The organism is Aeoliella mucimassa, from assembly GCF_007748035.1.
Taxonomy (GTDB): domain Bacteria; phylum Planctomycetota; class Planctomycetia; order Pirellulales; family Lacipirellulaceae; genus Aeoliella; species Aeoliella mucimassa.
Genome location: NZ_CP036278.1, coordinates 2,203,070 through 2,220,226 on the forward strand (window position 1 = coordinate 2,203,070; position 17,157 = coordinate 2,220,226).

The window sequence follows — 17,157 nt, forward strand, 5'->3', positions numbered from 1 at the left end:
AGAAGATGAACGGACGAGACGACCGCAGTCGTGATTAGCCGAGGGTATTGAAAATGCGGTCGCCAGCGTCGCCGAGGCCTGGCACAATGTATTTAACGTCGTTCAGTACAGGGTCGATTTTGCACACGTAGATTTGTGCTTGTGGGTACGCCTTCTCGACGATCTCGATCCCTTCGGCCGAAGCAATGATCGATAGCAACTTCAGTTGCTTCACGCCCCACTTCTCGAGCGTTTCCAAAGCCGCGAGCATCGAGCCGCCGGTTGCCAGCATCGGGTCGACTACCAAGGCGACATCCACCGGGCGACCCGGCGGGAGCTTGCTGTAGTACTCGACCGGTTGGGCGGTGTCTTCGTCGCGGTAGAGTCCCAGATGCCAAACTTCGGCCGTGGGTATCAGGTCGAGCACCGGGTCGACCATGCCGAGCCCCGCCCGCAGGATTGGGATCAGGCCGATGCGGTTGGTGAGCTTGCCACCTTCGGTCTCGGCTAGCGGAGTGGTAACCGGCGTCGGTTCCACGGCCAGGTCGCGGGTTGCCTCGTAGGCCAGCAGCGTTGCCAATCGGCGAACGTGCGAGCGAAACGACAGTGGGGTGGTGTTTACGCTACGCAGTGCCGACAAGTGGCATTCGATCAACGGATGGTCGACTTCGAATACACCCGCGGTAATCTCGGGACTTTTGGACAGCATGGTTCTCGGAGTGCCTGCTGGATGGAGATGCCATAACCAAGGTCGACCAAGCCGCCCGACCGTTTCGGCAGATTATTCTAGCTGGTTGTCGGGTGGATGTTAAGAACTCGCGTCGCGGCGAAACTCGCGTTTCTCCCACCACCGTCCACGTTTCATGGAGATTTCTGCGGTACAATATCCCTACGCCGTACACCTTTCCTCGTTGTCTCTGGATGCTTCGATGCCAACGCTGCTGCTACCCGCTTGTTTGCTAATTACTTGCCTGGTTGCCGCGGGAGCCAGGGCCGAAATGCCGGCGAAGGACGACTCGGTGATCCGCGTGGCGACTTACAATGTGTCGTTCTATCGCAACCGCGCGGGGCAGCTGCTGGAAGACTTGCAAGCCGAAGATGCACAAGCACAGAAGATCGCCGAAGTCATCCGGCGAGTGCAGCCTGACATGCTGTTGCTCAATGAATTTGATTATCAGGCTCCTAATCACATCAACACAGCGATGTATTTCTCTTGCGAATTCTTCTATTTGAAGAGAGAGGGACTCTCAGAGGTTCGTCTTGCGCGACCAACCTATCTGCCAGTCAACACTGGTGTGCCGAGCGGGCTGGACATCGATGGCGATGGCTCGACCGATGGTCCCAACGACTGTTTTGGCTACGGTCGCTACCCAGGCCAGTATGGCATGGCCGCTTACGCTCGCTGGCGACCCGACATGCGCAAAGTTCGCACGTTCCAGAAGTTTCTCTGGAAGGACATGCCTGGTGCCAAGCTTCCGGTCGATCCGAAGACGGGCGAGTCGTATTATAGCGACGAGATCTTGAACGTGTTTCGCTTGTCGTCGAAGAGCCATTGGGATGTGCCGATCAAGGTGAAGACCGGCGATCAAACCTGGACTCTGCACCTACTCTGCTCGCATCCGACGCCGCCGGTGTTCGATGGCCCAGAAGATCGCAACGGCCGGCGAAACCATGACGAGATCCGCTTGTGGGCCGACTACATCGATCCCGCTCGTAGCGACTACCTGGTCGACGACCAGGGCCACCGTGGCGGGCTCGAAGCGGGTGCTCACTTCGTGATCCTGGGTGACTTGAACGCCGACCCGGTCGATGGCGACTCGGCCGGCGAGAACATCAACCAACTGCTCAACCACCCGCTGATCAACGCCAGCAGTACGCCGACTAGTGAAGGAGCGGTCGAGGCCAGTCGGCTGCAGGCAGAGCTTAACGCCAAGCACCACGGCGACGCGAGTCACGACACGGCCGACTTCTCCGGCGATGGGCATGGTAACCTGCGGGTCGACTACGTGTTACCATCACAGACGCTGCAGGTTGTTCACTCCGGCGTGTTCTGGCCCAAGCCCGGCGAGCCCGGCAGCGAAGCGATTCGCGCGACCGATCATCGGTTGGTGTGGGTCGATCTCAAGCTACCGCCGGCGGACCAGCCAGCCGCCGACTAGGCCCAGAGCGAGTAGCACCATCGTGCTCGGCTCGGGTACCCGTGTGCTCTGGAAGAAATCCATCGGCGAGTGCTTCATCTCGGTGTTCCAACTCACGATGTCCATCAGGTGCAAGTCGTCGAAATCGACGATCGAGGTCACCTCGTCGGTCCACAGGTACGAGTTGCCCATGTAGAAGTGGGCGTCGCCGTCGCGCAGGCGGGTGAACTGGTCGGCCAGTCCGGCCAGCAGCAGGGCCCCCAAGTTGGTTCCTTCCACATGGTTCTCGGCGAGGGCCAGGACCCATGGATCCAGGTTGTTCACGTCGTCGTACAGCGATTCAATCTGAGCGATCACCGTCGGATCGACATCTAGCTCGGCAAACGACTCCGCAGCGGTGAGGTCGATCTCTTCGAAGCTAGGCAGATCGGCAACGATCTCCCCGTAGGTGGTTCGCATCGTGTTATAGTCGGCCAGACCATGCTCGCGACCTCGTTCGATGTTGATCGCGGCTAGGTCGAGTCCCATCCCTTGCACGTTGGCGAACAGGAAGTTGCGAACGTCGTCGACCACTTGGGTGTCGATCTCTTGCGAAGTCTGGGTCGCCAGGCCCATCAACAGTTTATCGACTAGCTCAGGAGAATCTTGTAAGTAGCTTGCCCCCATGAAGTAGGCGTCGCGCAAACCGATCTGGCCGACGACTTCCCCATCCTCGCCGGCCAACAGCAGGTTCTCGTTGAGCATCGTGTGGCCCAAGCGGAACATGGCGGTCGAGAACTCGTTCGCAATCCCAGCGTTCACCGAGGGATCGTACTGGTAGTCGGCCACCTCGGGAGCGTAGGCTCCCATCAGCATCGGCAGGAACTCGTTGTAGGTGATCGACTGCATCTCCGCACCGACGATGGTGCGTGCCTTTAAGTAAAGAAGGTCGTCGTCGGCCACCGCGTCGTACTCCGGCATCGCCGCCAGGGCGTCGGCGATGCGGTTGTGTTCGCGGACAAACAGCGTGTGCATCGCAGTCAGGCCGGGTTGCTCGTTAGCGCGAATGTCGCCAGCCACGAACATGGTTGCCGGATTGCCGCTGTTATCCATCTTTACGTCGGCTACCTGAGCCATGTCGGTGGTCGGCAGTAGATCGCCCGCCGAGGTGAGCATCCGCCCGCCCACCCCTGCGCGAAGTGCTTGAGCGGTCGCCGCGTCGGAACCATACACGTTGGAACCATCGATGTAGCTCGTGAGCGAGTTCTCCTGCTGCCGCAGTTCTCCTTCGCCGCTAGCGACAACCGAACGCGAGGTCGGAATCATCGTCATTCCATAAGGATCGTCGGCAGGTGCCATGATCATCATTGGTTCGGCCGAATTGGTGTGGGCGAGGGTAATGTCGTGATCCAAAAATTGTCCCCACTGCCAGACTCCGCTGGTGAGTCCAGTCGCGGAGTCGACCGAGCCCGACTGGGCAAACATCGTGTTGCTGATCAGTCGCGGATTCGGGCGGGCGGGCGAGGGGGTGTAGACCTCGCCAAGCCCATCGGGGTAGCTGTCGGGCGCGAGCCTGAGGAACGCGGTTCCGGCCTGTCCCCAACTGGGATTCAATGTGTTGTTGCTCGAACCATCGAAGGTGCGATACGGCTGAGCCGTTGCCAGCGAGCTTAAAGCCAGCACACAAACAGCAAACGCGGCGATTCGTGTAATCATGGTGTCGGGCTAGGTGGTTGTAGCCAGACGTACTCGACCGATCGCATGCAGCCCCCTCGGCTGCGATTCCTACTCCTAAATGCCAAACCTTCTGAAGCCAGCGTGCACCGACGAAAAACCAATGCGAAAACCTGACAAATCGGCAGAAGACATAACCCACGCAGGGCTGGCAATAAGGGCGATTTGCGAGACGTCAGGCGATTGGCAACTCGAAAGGGTTATGAAAAGCTGGAAGCTACTGCAGAGCATCCATCACTCGTAAGGTGCGGAACCCGCAAAGTCCACGGTGTTCCGCTCCACCCTTCCAGTTTACCCGGATTATCTGATTCTGCAATGTTCTAGTATCGAATTCGCGGGACTTACATAGCTGATCAAAAACGGCCCAAATTCAGCGAATCTGGCGCTCGCTTCGTCGAATCGCATCTGGTACACGATGTCCTTCAGGAACTCGGGATTCGCGCCCCAGAGCGTGACGCCCCACTCCCAGTCGTCCATTCCCAGGGCGACCGTGATCAGCTGGCTCACCTTGCCGGCGTAGGCCATTCCGCTGCGGGCGTGCTCGCTCATCATGCGGTTTCGCTCGCTTTTCGGCAGCGTAAACCAGTTTTCGCCGACCTTTCGCTTCTTGTTCATGGGGTAGAAGCAGGTAGCCCGGTAGGGGGGGAATTCAGGAGTCAGCCGCTGGCGATTCATCGCACCCAGCCGCCCTTCGTAGGCTTTCACCTTGGCGGTCCAGCTGGGACTCCCCTCGGTCTCCCCCTCGACCACAAGCCGCTGCCCGTACTGCTCGACGCTCGGCACGTACTCGCTAATTTCGGTAACCGACACAAACGAGTAGCCAAGCTTTAGCGCCGGGCCCAATTTCGAGGCCATCAGCCGTTGATGCACCGCATCGATTTTCAGCGGGTCGGGATCCATCATCATCAGCCCAAAATCGGCCTTATGACCGCTAATGATCGACGATTGCAGCCGCATCGGGGCATCAGGCCCTGCGGCATCGAGCGCGGCGATGAACTCCTGGCTGCCGGTCGAGATCTGCTCGGCCGACATACCGCTCAGCACGCCGCGGTCGAACGAATAGTACAGATGGCTGCAGTGCCAGCCGCCTGCAGCAGGGTGCAGCGGGTGAACGTCGACAGGTGCGGAGGGCATCGGAGGGCGGGACATGGCGAGGCCTTGGATGATTCTGGAGTCGTTGGTCAGCTTCTATTCAGTATCCCGACACCGGGTGGAACAGGAAAGGGGGAAGGCGGAAGGCGATGTTCCACTTCCGAATTCCCATTTCCCCATTCCAAAATCCCCCTCGATAGATTCCCATTTCCCCATAAACGATCGAGTGGGTAAATTCTTACGTCGACACGCTGCACCGTAAGTGCTTGGTGTGCATGCGTTTACGTGGTGGGGGTGGGCCATAACTCGAATTTCAATTTTCCCACATGGGAATCTATTCTGGGCAACTTGTCGGGCGGGGACTTGGGGTGTTTGCAGCTTGTTAAATGGTAAGGACGGAATGGATCAGATGTTCAGTATCCATTAGACCATCTTTCGCTCGCAATTCCATCGAAAAGAATGGCCACCCCCAACGGAGGGGGGCGTCGCAACGACTGCTCTTCGCTGCCCGCGGAGCAGTCGGAAGAGTGAGCGGGGAGTGACGGGGCCTAAACGAGGTCGCCCTAGAAGTCGATTCGCAACCGAGTGCCCAAGGCGGTGAAGTGGCCGTCGGTAAACCCTTCGACCGCCTCGTGATTCTCGATGTCGCCGTAGACCGCGTTGAATTGCATCGACGAGTAGGGATTAAAGTACCACACCAGGCCGAAGCTTACGTTGTTCTCCACTCCTCCCGCGATGTCCTGGTCGGTCAGGTCGAGGTACGAATAACGCACCGCCAGTTGCCAGGCACCCCAGCCTGCGGCTACCCCATCGTTGCAGCTGTCGACGAGAAAGAAGTTCTGTCGAGGTTCTACGCGACCAATGGTCCCCGACGTGCGATTGTACGGTACGTGCTCACCGGTCAGCATGTAGGAGACGTAGCAGTACGCTCCGTGGAAGTGCAGGTCGGGTCCAGTGCCGACCGTCTCGTCGTCCCTCTGCAACCAAGTCGACTGGTACTCGCCGACAAACTGCAGGGGGCCAAGATTCACGATGCTCTCGACGCCGGCCACTTCGTACCAATCGGCGCCCGGAATACGCCCGGTGTTGAGCCACCGCGACTGGCTGCGGACCTCGGAACGAGTCCGAAACCGCCCTTCATTGCTATTGGCATCGGTCGGGTCGGCATCGCCATCGGGATGACCCAGCATGCCAGCGATGGCAAAGTGCACGTAGTTCCGGCCGTCGCAAGCCTCGTCGTACCAAGGGCTGTGTACCAGGCGGGCGTTGCCGCTCGCCTGCAGCGTGTCGCCAATGTATTCGCCATCGAGTGTCACATTCTCCATCAGGTAGCTGCCGATGCACCAGGCGTACGACTCGTCGCTCGTGTGATTGTACGAAGCGATTCCGATCCGCCGCGCGTCTTCGTTGAACGCTTCGATCACCAGCGGGCGTTCGATGAAGATATTGAAGCGACTGCTATTCAGATGATCGAGGCCGAGCGGGCGTTTCTGGTTGCCGATGAGCAAGGTTCCCAGCACGGGAAGCTCTTTGAACCCGATGTACATGTCCTTCATCTCGCCCGAGTCGGCCGAGTTCCAGTCGATCTGCATGCGATACACCATGGTTTCGAAGGCTTCGCCTTGAAACCGCAAGCGAATACGGCGAAAGAAAATGCGATCGTCTGGATCTTGTCCGAAGTCGGGCAGAGCGGCCGCAGGATGTTCGAAGTAACCAATGCCAGGCGAGGTCTCGGGAAAGCTCCAGGCATCCAAGTGGATGCGTCCATTGATCTTGAGGGTTGGCTTGCCAGACGCTTCGGCTTTTTTCTTCTCTGCCGCGGCTTGTTGTTCTTCGAGTAGGGCCTCGAGTTGTTCCACCCGCTCGTTGAGCGAAGCCAGTTCCCTTGGCGTGGATGAACCAATAGCCGCAAGCGAAAGCGAGGGGGCTTCGGACGATTGATTCGCCGAACTGGCCAAGTCCTGTGGATAAGCTAGCAGTGGTGTCGCAGCTTGAATCGATGTACCGTGCATGAGAATCGCCCACAAAAGGAGCGATTTAGCAACGATGGAGGGAAACTGCCGATCGAACATGAATCAAGGACAACTGATAGCAAAACGTGAAAGCAAATTGACTCAGTGCGCATCGACACCCTTATGGGATGTTATCGGTTGTACCGATTAGGTAAGACAGCGGACATCAGAAGCCTGCGAGACACCGTAAAAAAAGTGAGGCGATGAACCGCCTGGTGGTTGCCTAGGTTCGCCTGTTGCCCCAAGTTGATGCCATGCTGACCGTAGAGACTTCGGCGATGGCCGCCTGATCAGCCCATGCGGCTACCGCGTCGCCCGCCGGCTAGCCAGGCATCCCACGCCTGCGAAGCCGAGAATCGCGAGCAGCACCGACGCGGGTTCGGGCACCGGGCCGACCGTCAACATGGTATAGCCAGCCAGCTCGCCTTGGTGAATGTAGCGGAGCGTGTAGTCGCGGTTCTGGACAGCTTCGGTGATCGGCGCCCAAGTGGTAGTCGCTTGGTCCCAGTAGCGAATGTCGTCGTTGCCTACGATGGAGGATAAGAAGTGCTCGATCGATGCGTCGGCTTTTCCGAAAACGGCGAGCCTTCCATATTCCGACATGTTGAGCTGACTGCCGACCGTCTGAGGCAAGCCAATCGAAAGGACGCCACCGACACTCACTAAACCGTGGTTCGTAATGGTGAGCTGCGCATCGCCTACAAGGCCTAAGGTGAATTGGTCGGCGACATTCCATCGCGAGCCGGGATCCCCGACGTAGACGTCGCTTACCGACCCTGCAAAGATTCCCATGCCAGCGTTGTCGCAGTTCACGATGCCGCCATCGTAGATCGATAGGCTGCCCTCTCCGTCGAGAGCTACGGTGAATCGCGTGCCTGCGTTCCAGGTGGAACCCTCGCCCGAAACCGATGCTTTGCCTTTGCTGCCAGCATGCAGCCCGACCACAGAGGCTTCGCATGCGACCAGCCCTCCCTCAGTGATGATCAAGTTGCCGTTGCCATCCCGTCCCACGGTCAGGCTCTCTTCGAGCATCCACGACGAACCGCTCTGCTCCACCTGCACGACTCCCGACGCATTGGCGTGGTAGCCAATTTCGCCGTTGCCGCTAGGCAGGCTATCGCCGTTGGTGATGTGCAACTGTCCGCTGGAGGTTCTCCCAACGAAACTCTGCGTACTTTCCTGCCAGATTGATAGATCGGCAGGCGTGACGTCGCCGGTTGCGATCAACTCGGCAGAGAGGGGAGCCGACAACGCACAGCACGAGCAGAGTAAGAACAGGATCCAGCAAGAGGACCAATCGCGTGAGATAGCAGCTGTGTGGTTCATGAGAACAAGCCGTATCCGATATGAGATGAACGATAGAAGTACATAGAATGTAGTGGAATAGGTGTCACCACAAATAGCACTCCGGTAAAACAGCTAATTTCAGCGACTCTCATTCTAACCAGCCGGGGAGCGGGGTTCCATGGCTACGGAAGTTGGCCGGGGTGGGGGAGGGGGATCCCCAAATGCCTGCCGCCGGCGGCCCCACGTTTGCGAGACGCTCGAGGCTCGTTATACTGCGTGCGAAGTGATGGTTCCCCTGTTCGCGTCGGGCGGTGTTCGGCGTTGCGATTGCCAATTCTCCGAAGCCGATGACAGATTTTATTCACGCGACCGCACTACTGCTCGCGTTGCTCAACCCGTTTCTGGTGATCATCTACCTGCTCGACGTGATTCGCAAGGTCGATGGGCTTACGTTTCGTCGGGTGCTGATCGGGGCGGCGGCCATCGCCTCGGCGGTGTTCTGCTGCTTTGCCCTGTTGGGCGAGGCGATTTTCACCAGTCTCATCCACGCCGAGTTTGCCTCGTTCCAAGTGTTCGGCGGTATCGTCTTCCTCCTTATCGGCGTGCAGTTTGTCTTCAAGGGACCGACGGCCATCGAAATCCTGCGAGGCGATTCCGACAACCTGGCCGGGGCGATCGCCATGCCGGTACTGATTGGGCCAGGTACCATCAGCGCCAGCGTGGTGATTGGCAAGCGGCTTCCTCCCTTGGAATCGTGCCTCGCGATTATGGCCGCGGTCAGCGTTTCAGTGGCGATCATGCTCGTCCTCAAGAGCCTGCACGACCTACTCCGCGAGTCGCGCAAAGGTATCATCGATCGCTACATCGAGATCGCCGGGCGGGTAACCGCGCTCTACGTCGGCACCGTGGCGGTCGAGATGATCATGCAAGGCATCCGCTCCTGGGCCGCGCAGTTCTAGAGGACTAGGACACCGACGGGTCGCTCCCAGCGAACCCACAAGAGGCTCGTGCTGTCTCTGCTGCGGGCCCCGACCGTATATGAATGTCGCGGCCCGATGTTTCAACCGCCTGACTGCCAGCCCAATTAAAGGTAACGCATGGAACCAGCCCAGCCAACGGAGTTTGCCAACAAATCGACGACCGCAGAGATCCGCGAGCGATTCGACCACGACGTCGAGCGTTTTACGCATCTCGAGACGGGGCAATCCGCGACGATCGACGCCCCGCTCGCCATGGAGCTGATTACCCAGGCGGCGATTGCTTCGACTCCAACGATTCGCCGGGTGCTAGACATTGGTTGTGGGGCAGGCAACAACACGCTCAAGCTGCGGCAGGCGTACGGTTCGAACTTCGATGTCGACTTGCTCGACCTCAGCCGCCCGATGCTCGATCGCGCCGAGCAACGCGTGGCCGAAGCCGGCGCGGGCGCCATTAGCATCTGGCACGACGACTTTCGCCATGCCGAGCTGCCGAGCGAGTCGTTCGACGTTGTGCTAGCGGCAGCTGTGTTGCATCACTTGCGCGACGATGACGACTGGCTGGCCGCGTTCACCAAGATCTATCAGTTGCTCACCCCAGGCGGGAGCGTGTGGATCACCGATCTCGTGCTGCACGAAACCACCGTGGTGCACCAGATGATGTGGCAACGCTACGGCGACTACCTCACCCAACTCGGCGGCGAAGCCTACCGCGATAAGGTGTTTGCGTACATCGACAAAGAAGACACCCCACGTCCGGTCACCTATCAGCTCGACCTGCTGCGACAGGTTGGCTTCGCGAAGGTCGAGTTGCTGCACAAGAACTCCTGCTTTGCGGCTTTCGGTGCGGTGAAGTAATCGATGCGGCGAAGTCGTCCCAAAAGTGTTTGCCCTGGCCGCCTCGCTTTTAGCGGGTATAATCGCGTTTCCCGCCAGGCACCCGTTCCCCCCGCCCACTAGCCCTCCCGCGCCCGATGTCGAAGACACCCGCCCCGCGCACGTCGATGCCTGCCGACCCGGCTTACGCCTGGGTGATGATTCCCGTTGCCATTCTCATGCAAGCGGGCACGTCGCCGGGGCAGTCGTTCGGTGTGTCGCTCTTCATGGGACCGATCCGCGAGGAACTGGGGCTCAGCGAAACCTCGATCACCGGGGCCTACATGATCGCCAGCGCCCTGGCTGCGTTGCCGCTGATGGGCATCGGGCGGTTGATGGATCGCTGGGGGCTCCGCATCGTATCGATGGCTCTGGTGCTGGCTGTAGGGTCGGCTTGCTTTGCGATCTCCAAGGTGCAAGGGGTCGTGGGGCTCACGTGTGCGTTCTTCGCGCTACGGGCGTTTGGGCAGGGGGCGTTGTCGATGGCCGCCTCGAACACACTCGGCACTTGGTTCTCACGGCGACTCGGCGTGGCCTCGGGACTGGCCGGCATCGGCATGTCGGCCACCGTGGCGATCGTGCCGCTCGGCATCCTGGCGCTGATCCAGCAATACGGCTGGCGCGACGCTTATGCCATCGTCGGCGGGATTGTGATTGCGATCCTCATGCCGCTGATGCTGGTGGTGTATCGCAACAATACGAAGGTCGTCGAAGTCATCCCTTCAGAGAACGAACCACCAGTGAGCGATGGCCCTGACTTCACCCTGGCCGAAGCAGTCCGCACACCAACTTATTGGGTAGCCGTAGCGGCCACCGCCCTCACTGGCATGATTGCGACCGCGCTGTTCATCAACCTGTCGCGACTCTTTAGCGAGAACGGCTTTACCGCCGAGCAGGCAGCGCTCGTGTTTCCCATCTCGGCCACGGCCATGGGCATCATGCAGATCAAAGGGGGCCTGCTGGCCGACCATATTCCCTTGCGCATTTTGCTCGGTAGCTCCATATTGCTCCTCGGCACCTCGGCCCTGTGTCTCGGCATGCCGGGCTCGATCTTCATGGCTTACGTCGGGGCGGCAGCGCTCGGTGCCAATCAAGGGCTGCTGCAAGTAACCGGCAACACGCTCTGGCCTCGTTACTTTGGCCGCCGAAACCTCGGCTCGATTCGTAGCAGCGTGTGGACCGCGATGGTCATCAGTTGCAGCGTGGGACCCTTTATCATGGGCTTTACCCTCGAGCTACTCGGCAGCTACGACGCGTCGGTCTGGCTGTTCGTGTCGCTCTCCACCGTTATCGCGGTGGCCGCGTTCGGTTTCGCCGGGCCTCCGGTGCCGGTCGCGGAAACCGAAGAAACCCCGCTGCAGGAAGCCCCTGCGATGGCAAGCTAGTCGCAGCCTGGTTTTTCGTTTGGCACCACCCGCTTAGCGGCGGTATAAAAGTGGCTGGAGAAGTCGACCGGCTTCTCACGACTCTTTACCTGCCGAGCCAGCCATGATTCGAATTGCCTTGCACGCGGTGCTCCTGGTCACCTTGATAACTACCCTGGCGGTCGCCGACGATCGCCCGAACATTCTGGTGCTCTACTCCGACGACGCGGGGTACGGCGACTTCGGCTTCCAGCCCGACTGCGTGCCGGAGATGAAGCAGATGACCCCGCACATCGACTCGATTGCGAGCGACGGGGTACGCTTCTCCAACGCTTACATGTCGGGCTGCGTCTGCTCTCCTTCGCGGGCGGGGTTGATGGTCGGTCGCTACCAGCAGCGGTTCGGGCACGATAACAATTTGCCACCTGGATCGAAGCTCGGCTTGTCGCTCGACGAGACCTTCGGTGCGAGTCGCTTGCAGCAACTCGGCTATCACACAGGGCTGATTGGCAAATGGCACCTGGGCTACGCCGACGCGTATCATCCCAACGCTCGCGGCTTCGATTGGTTCTATGGCTTGCTGCAAGGTTCGCGAAGCTACTACCCGCTGCAGAAGCCGAGTCCCCATCAAGTGATTCAGGAGGACGGAAAAGCGACCGCCGAGCGGGGCTACGTGACCGATCGCTTTGGCGACGCCGCCTGCGAGTTCCTGCGGCGCGAGCACGACCGCCCGTTCTTTTTGTTCGTGTCGTTCACCGCTCCGCATGGTCCCAATCAACCAAAAGAGGCAGATCTCGACCGCCTCTCGCACATCGCACCAGGGCGTCGCCGCCGGCATTGTGGGCTGACTGTCGCGCTCGACGACAACGTCGGCAAGATTCTCGAGTGCCTCGACGAACAGCGACTGGCCGACAATACGCTGGTGATCTTCACGAACGACAACGGGGGCCAAACGCAAACCGGTGCCAACAACAACCCGCTCTCAGGACACAAGGGCGAGTTGCTCGAGGGGGGCATCCGCGTGCCGATGGCCATGCGGTGGCCAGGCAAGATCGATGCTGGCACCGTGATCGACGACCCCGTGATTTCGCTCGACCTGGTACCCACCTTCCTCTCCGCGGCTGGCACCACCCCATCCGACGCATGGCAACTCGACGGCACCAACCTCACCGGCCGACTCACTGGCGAACTCACTTCGCTACCCGACCGCCCACTCTTCTGGCGCAAGGGGGGCAGCCAAGGTGCCCGGGCGATTCGGCAAGGCAACTGGAAACTACTCGACCTTCGCACCGAAGGGAGCACCGCGCAGCTGTTCGACCTGGCGAGCGATCCGAAAGAGCAACGCGATGTGTCGGCCGCGCACCCCGAAACGGCCAAGTCGCTGGCGGAGAAACTCGACGCCTGGGAAGCAGAGCTAATCGAACCCCGCTGGGGCCCCGGGGCGTAGCCGTAAGGATTGTCGTGCGAGGTCTAGAAACAAAGCTGTTGCTTCGCCTTCGAGCAAAACACTAGCGACATCTGCAAGGGGCAATAAGTTGCTTACCGTTGAAATCCTATCGTAGCGATCCCCTGATACCCGGGGCTGTTTGAGGGTCTTTGGGGTGTCGCAGATGGCATAGAGTAAATTGCAATGGCCAAAAGGAATGAAGTCGATGTGGATGAGTTAGCCGATGCAATCCGGCAATGGACCGGCTATGGATCCGCTCCCTATCCCACACGCGGTGACCTTACCAAGAGTGCTGGTGTCGATGCGGAGCGTGTTGCTGTACTGATGCCAATGATCAAGCGACACGAACAAGAGTTTTATGAATCGAAAGCTCATGTAGTGGCAATGTCGCTTTTGGAAATGAAGAGCATGGCGATCGACGACTTTCAGAGAAAGTATCCCAGTCTACCCGAGAGCATCGCGCAAGCGTTCGCATGGTGTTATACCTTCGACTATAAATAAACGCATGGCCGCTTCGGATGGAGTCCAGTGGTTACTGGGCTCGGACGAACACGGATTGCCATGGATGGGATAGACCTCTGGGGCTTTGTCCGCCTGCCAGTGCTGCCCAAAACCTCCGCGTCTCCGAGTCTCTGAGTGAGGATGTTCGCGTCGCTCTTGTTCTGCATCACTAGATGATGCAACGTTGTGGCCTAACGCTCACCATGGTTGAAGGTAGCGATTGGTGTCTTGTAAAGTACAGCCATGAATAATTGGAAACTACACTTCAGGTTGTCGCGTCTTCTTTATGCGTTTACGGCATTTGCCGTCTGTGTATCATTCCTTACATGGACAACGAGAGCCGTGTATCAAGAAATGGCAGATGAGCAAAACGCCATCAATCAACTGAACAGCTACAATGAGGTGTCTTATGAATCGCGAGGGATGGGCATCGGAGGTTTTCTTCTACATTTGTCTTTAGAAGACCCCTCCGGCCTTCAAGTAGTAGTAGGAATCGATGCAGAAGTGGCAGGAATAACGGATAGCCAAATCGATAACTTGCGAAACATGAGATTCATTGAGAGTCTTATCTTGGCAAGGAATTCTCTCACCGATCGATCTGTAAAGTCTATTGTTGAATCCAGATTTGCAGATCGACTCAACTACCTTGAATTGGGCAATACAGACATCACCAATGAGTCGCTTTCTGATCTAAGCCGACTTGGATCACTTCAATTCCTTGGGCTAAACTCAACTGGTGTTAGTGACGAGGGGATTGTTAAGCTGCGTGTCCTCACTAATCTTAAAACACTAACCCTATGTGATACGGACATCACCGATCTCGGCTTGGAGTATCTTGGACAGTATCTGAAACTGAAAGAAGTTGATATTACGTCCACTCAATGCACAGCGGCAGGCATTGAGAGATTCATAAGTCTCCAAGCCCCTAACGCGAATAAGGTGTTGATTGGGGTCACGAATCTGGGACTAACAGAGGAGTGGAAAGAATCTGTTCGCAAGAGCTACCCCTGGGTGAGGTTTTTGGATTAGCGATTGGGTTTCAGGATCATCTAGCGAGCTATCGAAATCCCAGTCCACCTAATTCAAAGGTCAAGCGGAAGTGACTGCAATGGCAGGTAGTAGTTCGGGATCGCTGACGGCGTGACTTTTCGGCTTCAGTAAAAACACGATAGAACTTGCTGTTCGTATCCTCATGCGAAGTGAGTAGCTTCTCTCCATTGCTACGCTCCTCCAAATAAAACAAGAGGTTTCTTTCCTTCCCGTAATATGCGGTCTTTGGGGGGGCGGCAAGGCGGAGGCTATCAGTGCATCTGTTCATGGTTGTAGGCAACTGTGGTCTCTGGCCTGATCGACCGAAAGTCTTTGATACCAGACTGAGTGACTTGAGTGCCCAGGATGACTATCTCTTTTACGCCTCGTAAAGGGATCAGCATCTTGAGTGTAACGTCTGAAGCATCAGGGCCGACTAAAGTAATGCACTTAAGGTTTGGTAGAGTAGATAGGGCTGGAATGAGTTCATTCGAGACTTGTTTGCCATCAATAGATAAAGTTTCAAGACTCTCAAGCTGCCTAACATCACTGAGTCCGTTGCAACTGATTTGCGCACAATTCTCTATGTCAAGATGCAACAAGTTGGGGCAGGCATCAATGAGTTGCTTTAGGCTCAAGTCATCAACGTCTGATCCACTGAGAATAAGTGCTCTAACTTGTTCGTGAACGCAAAGTGGATGTGAGCTGCAAACCTGCAATCCCATCATGCCGGACAAGTCTAAGTACTTCAGGGTTGGGCATTGATTCATTAAGTCAACATCATCTTTCGAAAGACACTGCTCGTCCGAATAGATACTTGTAATCTCGATGAAGGCTAGTTCCCCTGTAACACGACACAACCATGTCGGCAGATTCTGTCGGTAATTGGCGACCAGATCATTCGCGTCAAATGCGTCCAGTAGTTTGCAGTTTGATTGATGTGAATACCGGGCAATTCCAAGGGCTACCGAAATCAATGCATGCGATAGCCCAAGACTTTCGGACAGCGGCGGGAGCCATATTCTGTTACGCCGCTACGGTCGGGGCGTAATCGGTTTCGAATGCTTCAGGGGGGGTGTAACCCAGCGACGGGTGGAGTCGCTGGCGATTGTAGAACATGTCAATGTACTTGAATACGCTCAGGCGTGCTGACTCAAGGTCGGCGTACTCATAGTGCTTCGTCCACTCATGTTTCAGACTCCAGAAGAACCTCTCGGCAACCGCGTTGTCGTAGCAGTTGCCCCGGCGGCTCATCGAACACTCGATGCCAAGTGTCTGCAAGGTCCGTTGATAGCTCTCACTCGTGTACTGACAACCGCGATCACTGTGATGCAGCAGTTCGCCAGTACGTGGTTGTCGTGACTCGATGGCTTGACGTAACGCATCGCTCACCAGCGGGGTGGCCAGCGAATGACTCATCGACCAACCTACCACCTTGCGGCTAAACAGATCAACGACGACCGCCACGTACACCCAACCAGCCAGCGTCGGCAAGTACGTGATGTCGGTCACCCATTTCTGGTTCGGACGCTCCGCATCGAAGTCCCGATCCAAGACGTTCGGCGCTTGCTGTTTGGACGGATCCGCCTTGGTCGTCGTCGGCGTGAACCGCTTACGGACTCGGCTTTTCAGGCCCATTTCTTTCATCGCAGAAGCCACCGTGTTACGACAGGCCGTCTCCAACTCCTCGTGTTGCTGGAGTTCGTGAGCGATCTTCTGGGGACCATAGATCGTGTCGCTTGCCTCGAAGACCTGCCGTACGGACTCGTGAATCTTGGCCGTCCGCTCGGAGCGTTTACTTCGCGGACGGTCGACCGAGTCGTAGTAGCCCGATCGACTGACCTGAAGGAGCTGGCACATCAGGGCCACCGGAAAGGAGTCGCGGTGCTCGCTAATCCAGGCGTACTTCATGTCGACTCCTTCGCAAAGTACGCCGTGGCTTTTTTTAGGATTTCTCGTTCCAGTTCGGTCCGCTTGAGTTGTTTGCGGAGCCGAGCGATCTCGGCTCGCATCTCCTCGACCGTGGCGTCGTCACCGCACGGCTCCGGCGGGGGAGCCAATTTGGCGTGCCAGGCCCGCAGCGTGGCATCGCATACCCCCACCGCCTCGCAGGCTGCCTTGAACGAATAACCTTCCTCAACTACCAGTCGCACCGCGTCTCGCTTGAACTCATCGCTATACGTCGGCCGCTGCCGCTTCGCTTGCTCGTCCATATTTCGGACCTCCTATGGGAACCATTATTCCGGCTCCCGCCACTGTCCGAAAGTCTTGGGTTATCGCAGCAATAGCGAGAAGCAGATGCTTCAGTGAGAATCGGCTTAACCTGGCAGCACTCCACTTGGCCGTCTGGAACATGGGGTATTCCGCCTTCAAGTCAGACACAGGCGAATCGTTTATCGAAGGATGATTAAATAGTACAGTCGTTGGCGACCATTCTACCGGAAATTTCTTAGCGACAGCGTTGGAAGATAGGAAGTGCCACAGACTTGTCCGCGAATGTGAACATTGTCTATTGCCTGGTGCTGCCATTCAATTACTTTCTTGAACAATGGCCAGCAACTTTTGCCATGGATTGTTTTGCAATCGGCTGGAGGGCAAGGTGAGGCACCGTTCTTGGGAGCCACACCCGGCTCGCCCGATGATAATTCTGCTAGTCCTCCGCGTCGGCTGGGTGCCACTCTACGCCGTTAACCCTTTCTTTGCCTTAAAAAAGAGGTCTCGATGTAACAGCGTATTTCGGCC

General features: G+C 57.7%; 15 protein-coding genes. 7 read left to right on the forward strand and 8 right to left on the reverse strand.

The window, feature by feature from the left end:
• Positions 1–34 precede the first annotated feature (34 nt).
• Positions 35–688, reverse strand: a complete 654-nt coding sequence (gene upp / locus Pan181_RS08875; RefSeq protein WP_145246485.1) for a uracil phosphoribosyltransferase — start codon at positions 686–688, stop codon at positions 35–37.
• 220 nt (positions 689–908) lie between these two features.
• Between upp and Pan181_RS08880 the strand changes: the two genes are divergently transcribed.
• Positions 909–2,138 (forward strand): endonuclease/exonuclease/phosphatase family protein, encoded by a 1,230-nt coding sequence (locus tag Pan181_RS08880; RefSeq protein ID WP_197529066.1) that lies wholly within the window; start codon positions 909–911, stop codon positions 2,136–2,138.
• Here Pan181_RS08880 and Pan181_RS08885 read toward each other — a convergent pair.
• From Pan181_RS08885 to Pan181_RS08900, 4 genes are all read right to left on the reverse strand, one after another.
• Positions 2,106–3,812, reverse strand: a complete 1,707-nt coding sequence (locus tag Pan181_RS08885) for a peroxidase family protein (RefSeq protein WP_145252104.1) — start codon at positions 3,810–3,812, stop codon at positions 2,106–2,108. The genes Pan181_RS08880 and Pan181_RS08885 overlap by 33 nt on opposite strands.
• A gap of 318 nt (positions 3,813–4,130) precedes the next feature.
• Positions 4,131–4,979, reverse strand: a complete 849-nt coding sequence (hemQ, locus tag Pan181_RS08890) for a hydrogen peroxide-dependent heme synthase (RefSeq protein ID WP_145246487.1) — start codon at positions 4,977–4,979, stop codon at positions 4,131–4,133.
• A gap of 506 nt (positions 4,980–5,485) precedes the next feature.
• The gene (locus Pan181_RS08895) at positions 5,486–6,934 is read right to left on the reverse strand and encodes an OprO/OprP family phosphate-selective porin (protein ID WP_197529067.1); all 1,449 of its coding nucleotides are present in this window, start codon (positions 6,932–6,934) and stop codon (positions 5,486–5,488) included.
• 303 nt (positions 6,935–7,237) lie between these two features.
• Positions 7,238–8,260 (reverse strand): hypothetical protein, encoded by a 1,023-nt coding sequence (locus tag Pan181_RS08900; RefSeq protein ID WP_145246489.1) that lies wholly within the window; start codon positions 8,258–8,260, stop codon positions 7,238–7,240.
• Positions 8,261–8,568: 308 nt separating this feature from the next.
• On the opposite strand from Pan181_RS08900, the gene Pan181_RS08905 reads away from it, so the two are divergent.
• From Pan181_RS08905 to Pan181_RS08930, 6 genes are all read left to right on the forward strand, one after another.
• On the forward strand, positions 8,569–9,180 hold the full coding sequence (locus Pan181_RS08905; RefSeq protein WP_145246490.1) for a MarC family protein: 612 nt from the start codon (positions 8,569–8,571) through the stop codon (positions 9,178–9,180).
• Positions 9,181–9,318: 138 nt separating this feature from the next.
• Positions 9,319–10,056 carry a class I SAM-dependent methyltransferase gene (locus tag Pan181_RS08910; RefSeq protein ID WP_145246491.1) on the forward strand — a complete coding sequence of 246 codons (738 nt, stop codon included), beginning with the start codon at positions 9,319–9,321 and terminating at the stop codon, positions 10,054–10,056.
• Between the two features lie 116 nt (positions 10,057–10,172).
• Entirely contained in the window at positions 10,173–11,459 is a 1,287-nt protein-coding gene (locus tag Pan181_RS08915; protein ID WP_145246492.1) for an MFS transporter, read from the forward strand.
• Positions 11,460–11,562: 103 nt separating this feature from the next.
• Positions 11,563–12,885 carry a sulfatase-like hydrolase/transferase gene (locus Pan181_RS08920; protein WP_145246493.1) on the forward strand — a complete coding sequence of 441 codons (1,323 nt, stop codon included), beginning with the start codon at positions 11,563–11,565 and terminating at the stop codon, positions 12,883–12,885.
• Between the two features lie 183 nt (positions 12,886–13,068).
• Complete coding sequence (locus Pan181_RS08925) at positions 13,069–13,386, forward strand: hypothetical protein (RefSeq protein WP_145246494.1); 318 nt, start codon at positions 13,069–13,071, stop codon at positions 13,384–13,386.
• Positions 13,387–13,728: 342 nt separating this feature from the next.
• Positions 13,729–14,415, forward strand: a complete 687-nt coding sequence (locus Pan181_RS08930) for a leucine-rich repeat domain-containing protein (RefSeq protein WP_145246495.1) — start codon at positions 13,729–13,731, stop codon at positions 14,413–14,415.
• 272 nt (positions 14,416–14,687) lie between these two features.
• Here the strand turns inward: Pan181_RS08930 and Pan181_RS25975 are convergent, their stop codons facing one another.
• The 3 genes from Pan181_RS25975 to Pan181_RS08940 are packed head-to-tail and all read right to left on the reverse strand — an operon-like array spanning position 14,688 to position 16,628.
• Entirely contained in the window at positions 14,688–15,392 is a 705-nt protein-coding gene (locus tag Pan181_RS25975; protein WP_197529068.1) for a leucine-rich repeat domain-containing protein, read from the reverse strand.
• Between the two features lie 49 nt (positions 15,393–15,441).
• Positions 15,442–16,326 carry an IS3 family transposase gene (locus tag Pan181_RS08935; RefSeq protein WP_145245596.1) on the reverse strand — a complete coding sequence of 295 codons (885 nt, stop codon included), beginning with the start codon at positions 16,324–16,326 and terminating at the stop codon, positions 15,442–15,444.
• Entirely contained in the window at positions 16,323–16,628 is a 306-nt protein-coding gene (locus tag Pan181_RS08940; protein WP_145245198.1) for a transposase, read from the reverse strand. Before Pan181_RS08940 ends, Pan181_RS08935 begins: the two co-directional genes overlap by 4 nt.
• Positions 16,629–17,157: the final 529 nt, after the last annotated feature.

Bases quoted from the DNA above. Each gene is read 5' to 3' on its own strand.
- upp (WP_145246485.1), bottom strand. From the start codon at position 688: ATGCTGTCCAAAAGTCCCGAGATTACCGCGGGTGTATTCGAAGTCGAC.
- Pan181_RS08880 (WP_197529066.1), top strand. From the start codon at position 909: ATGCCAACGCTGCTGCTACCCGCTTGTTTGCTAATTACTTGCCTGGTT.
- Pan181_RS08885 (WP_145252104.1), bottom strand. From the start codon at position 3,812: ATGATTACACGAATCGCCGCGTTTGCTGTTTGTGTGCTGGCTTTAAGC.
- hemQ (WP_145246487.1), bottom strand. From the start codon at position 4,979: ATGTCCCGCCCTCCGATGCCCTCCGCACCTGTCGACGTTCACCCGCTG.
- Pan181_RS08895 (WP_197529067.1), bottom strand. From the start codon at position 6,934: ATGCACGGTACATCGATTCAAGCTGCGACACCACTGCTAGCTTATCCA.
- Pan181_RS08900 (WP_145246489.1), bottom strand. From the start codon at position 8,260: ATGAACCACACAGCTGCTATCTCACGCGATTGGTCCTCTTGCTGGATC.
- Pan181_RS08905 (WP_145246490.1), top strand. From the start codon at position 8,569: ATGACAGATTTTATTCACGCGACCGCACTACTGCTCGCGTTGCTCAAC.
- Pan181_RS08910 (WP_145246491.1), top strand. From the start codon at position 9,319: ATGGAACCAGCCCAGCCAACGGAGTTTGCCAACAAATCGACGACCGCA.
- Pan181_RS08915 (WP_145246492.1), top strand. From the start codon at position 10,173: ATGTCGAAGACACCCGCCCCGCGCACGTCGATGCCTGCCGACCCGGCT.
- Pan181_RS08920 (WP_145246493.1), top strand. From the start codon at position 11,563: ATGATTCGAATTGCCTTGCACGCGGTGCTCCTGGTCACCTTGATAACT.
- Pan181_RS08925 (WP_145246494.1), top strand. From the start codon at position 13,069: ATGGCCAAAAGGAATGAAGTCGATGTGGATGAGTTAGCCGATGCAATC.
- Pan181_RS08935 (WP_145245596.1), bottom strand. From the start codon at position 16,326: ATGAAGTACGCCTGGATTAGCGAGCACCGCGACTCCTTTCCGGTGGCC.
- Pan181_RS08940 (WP_145245198.1), bottom strand. From the start codon at position 16,628: ATGGACGAGCAAGCGAAGCGGCAGCGGCCGACGTATAGCGATGAGTTC.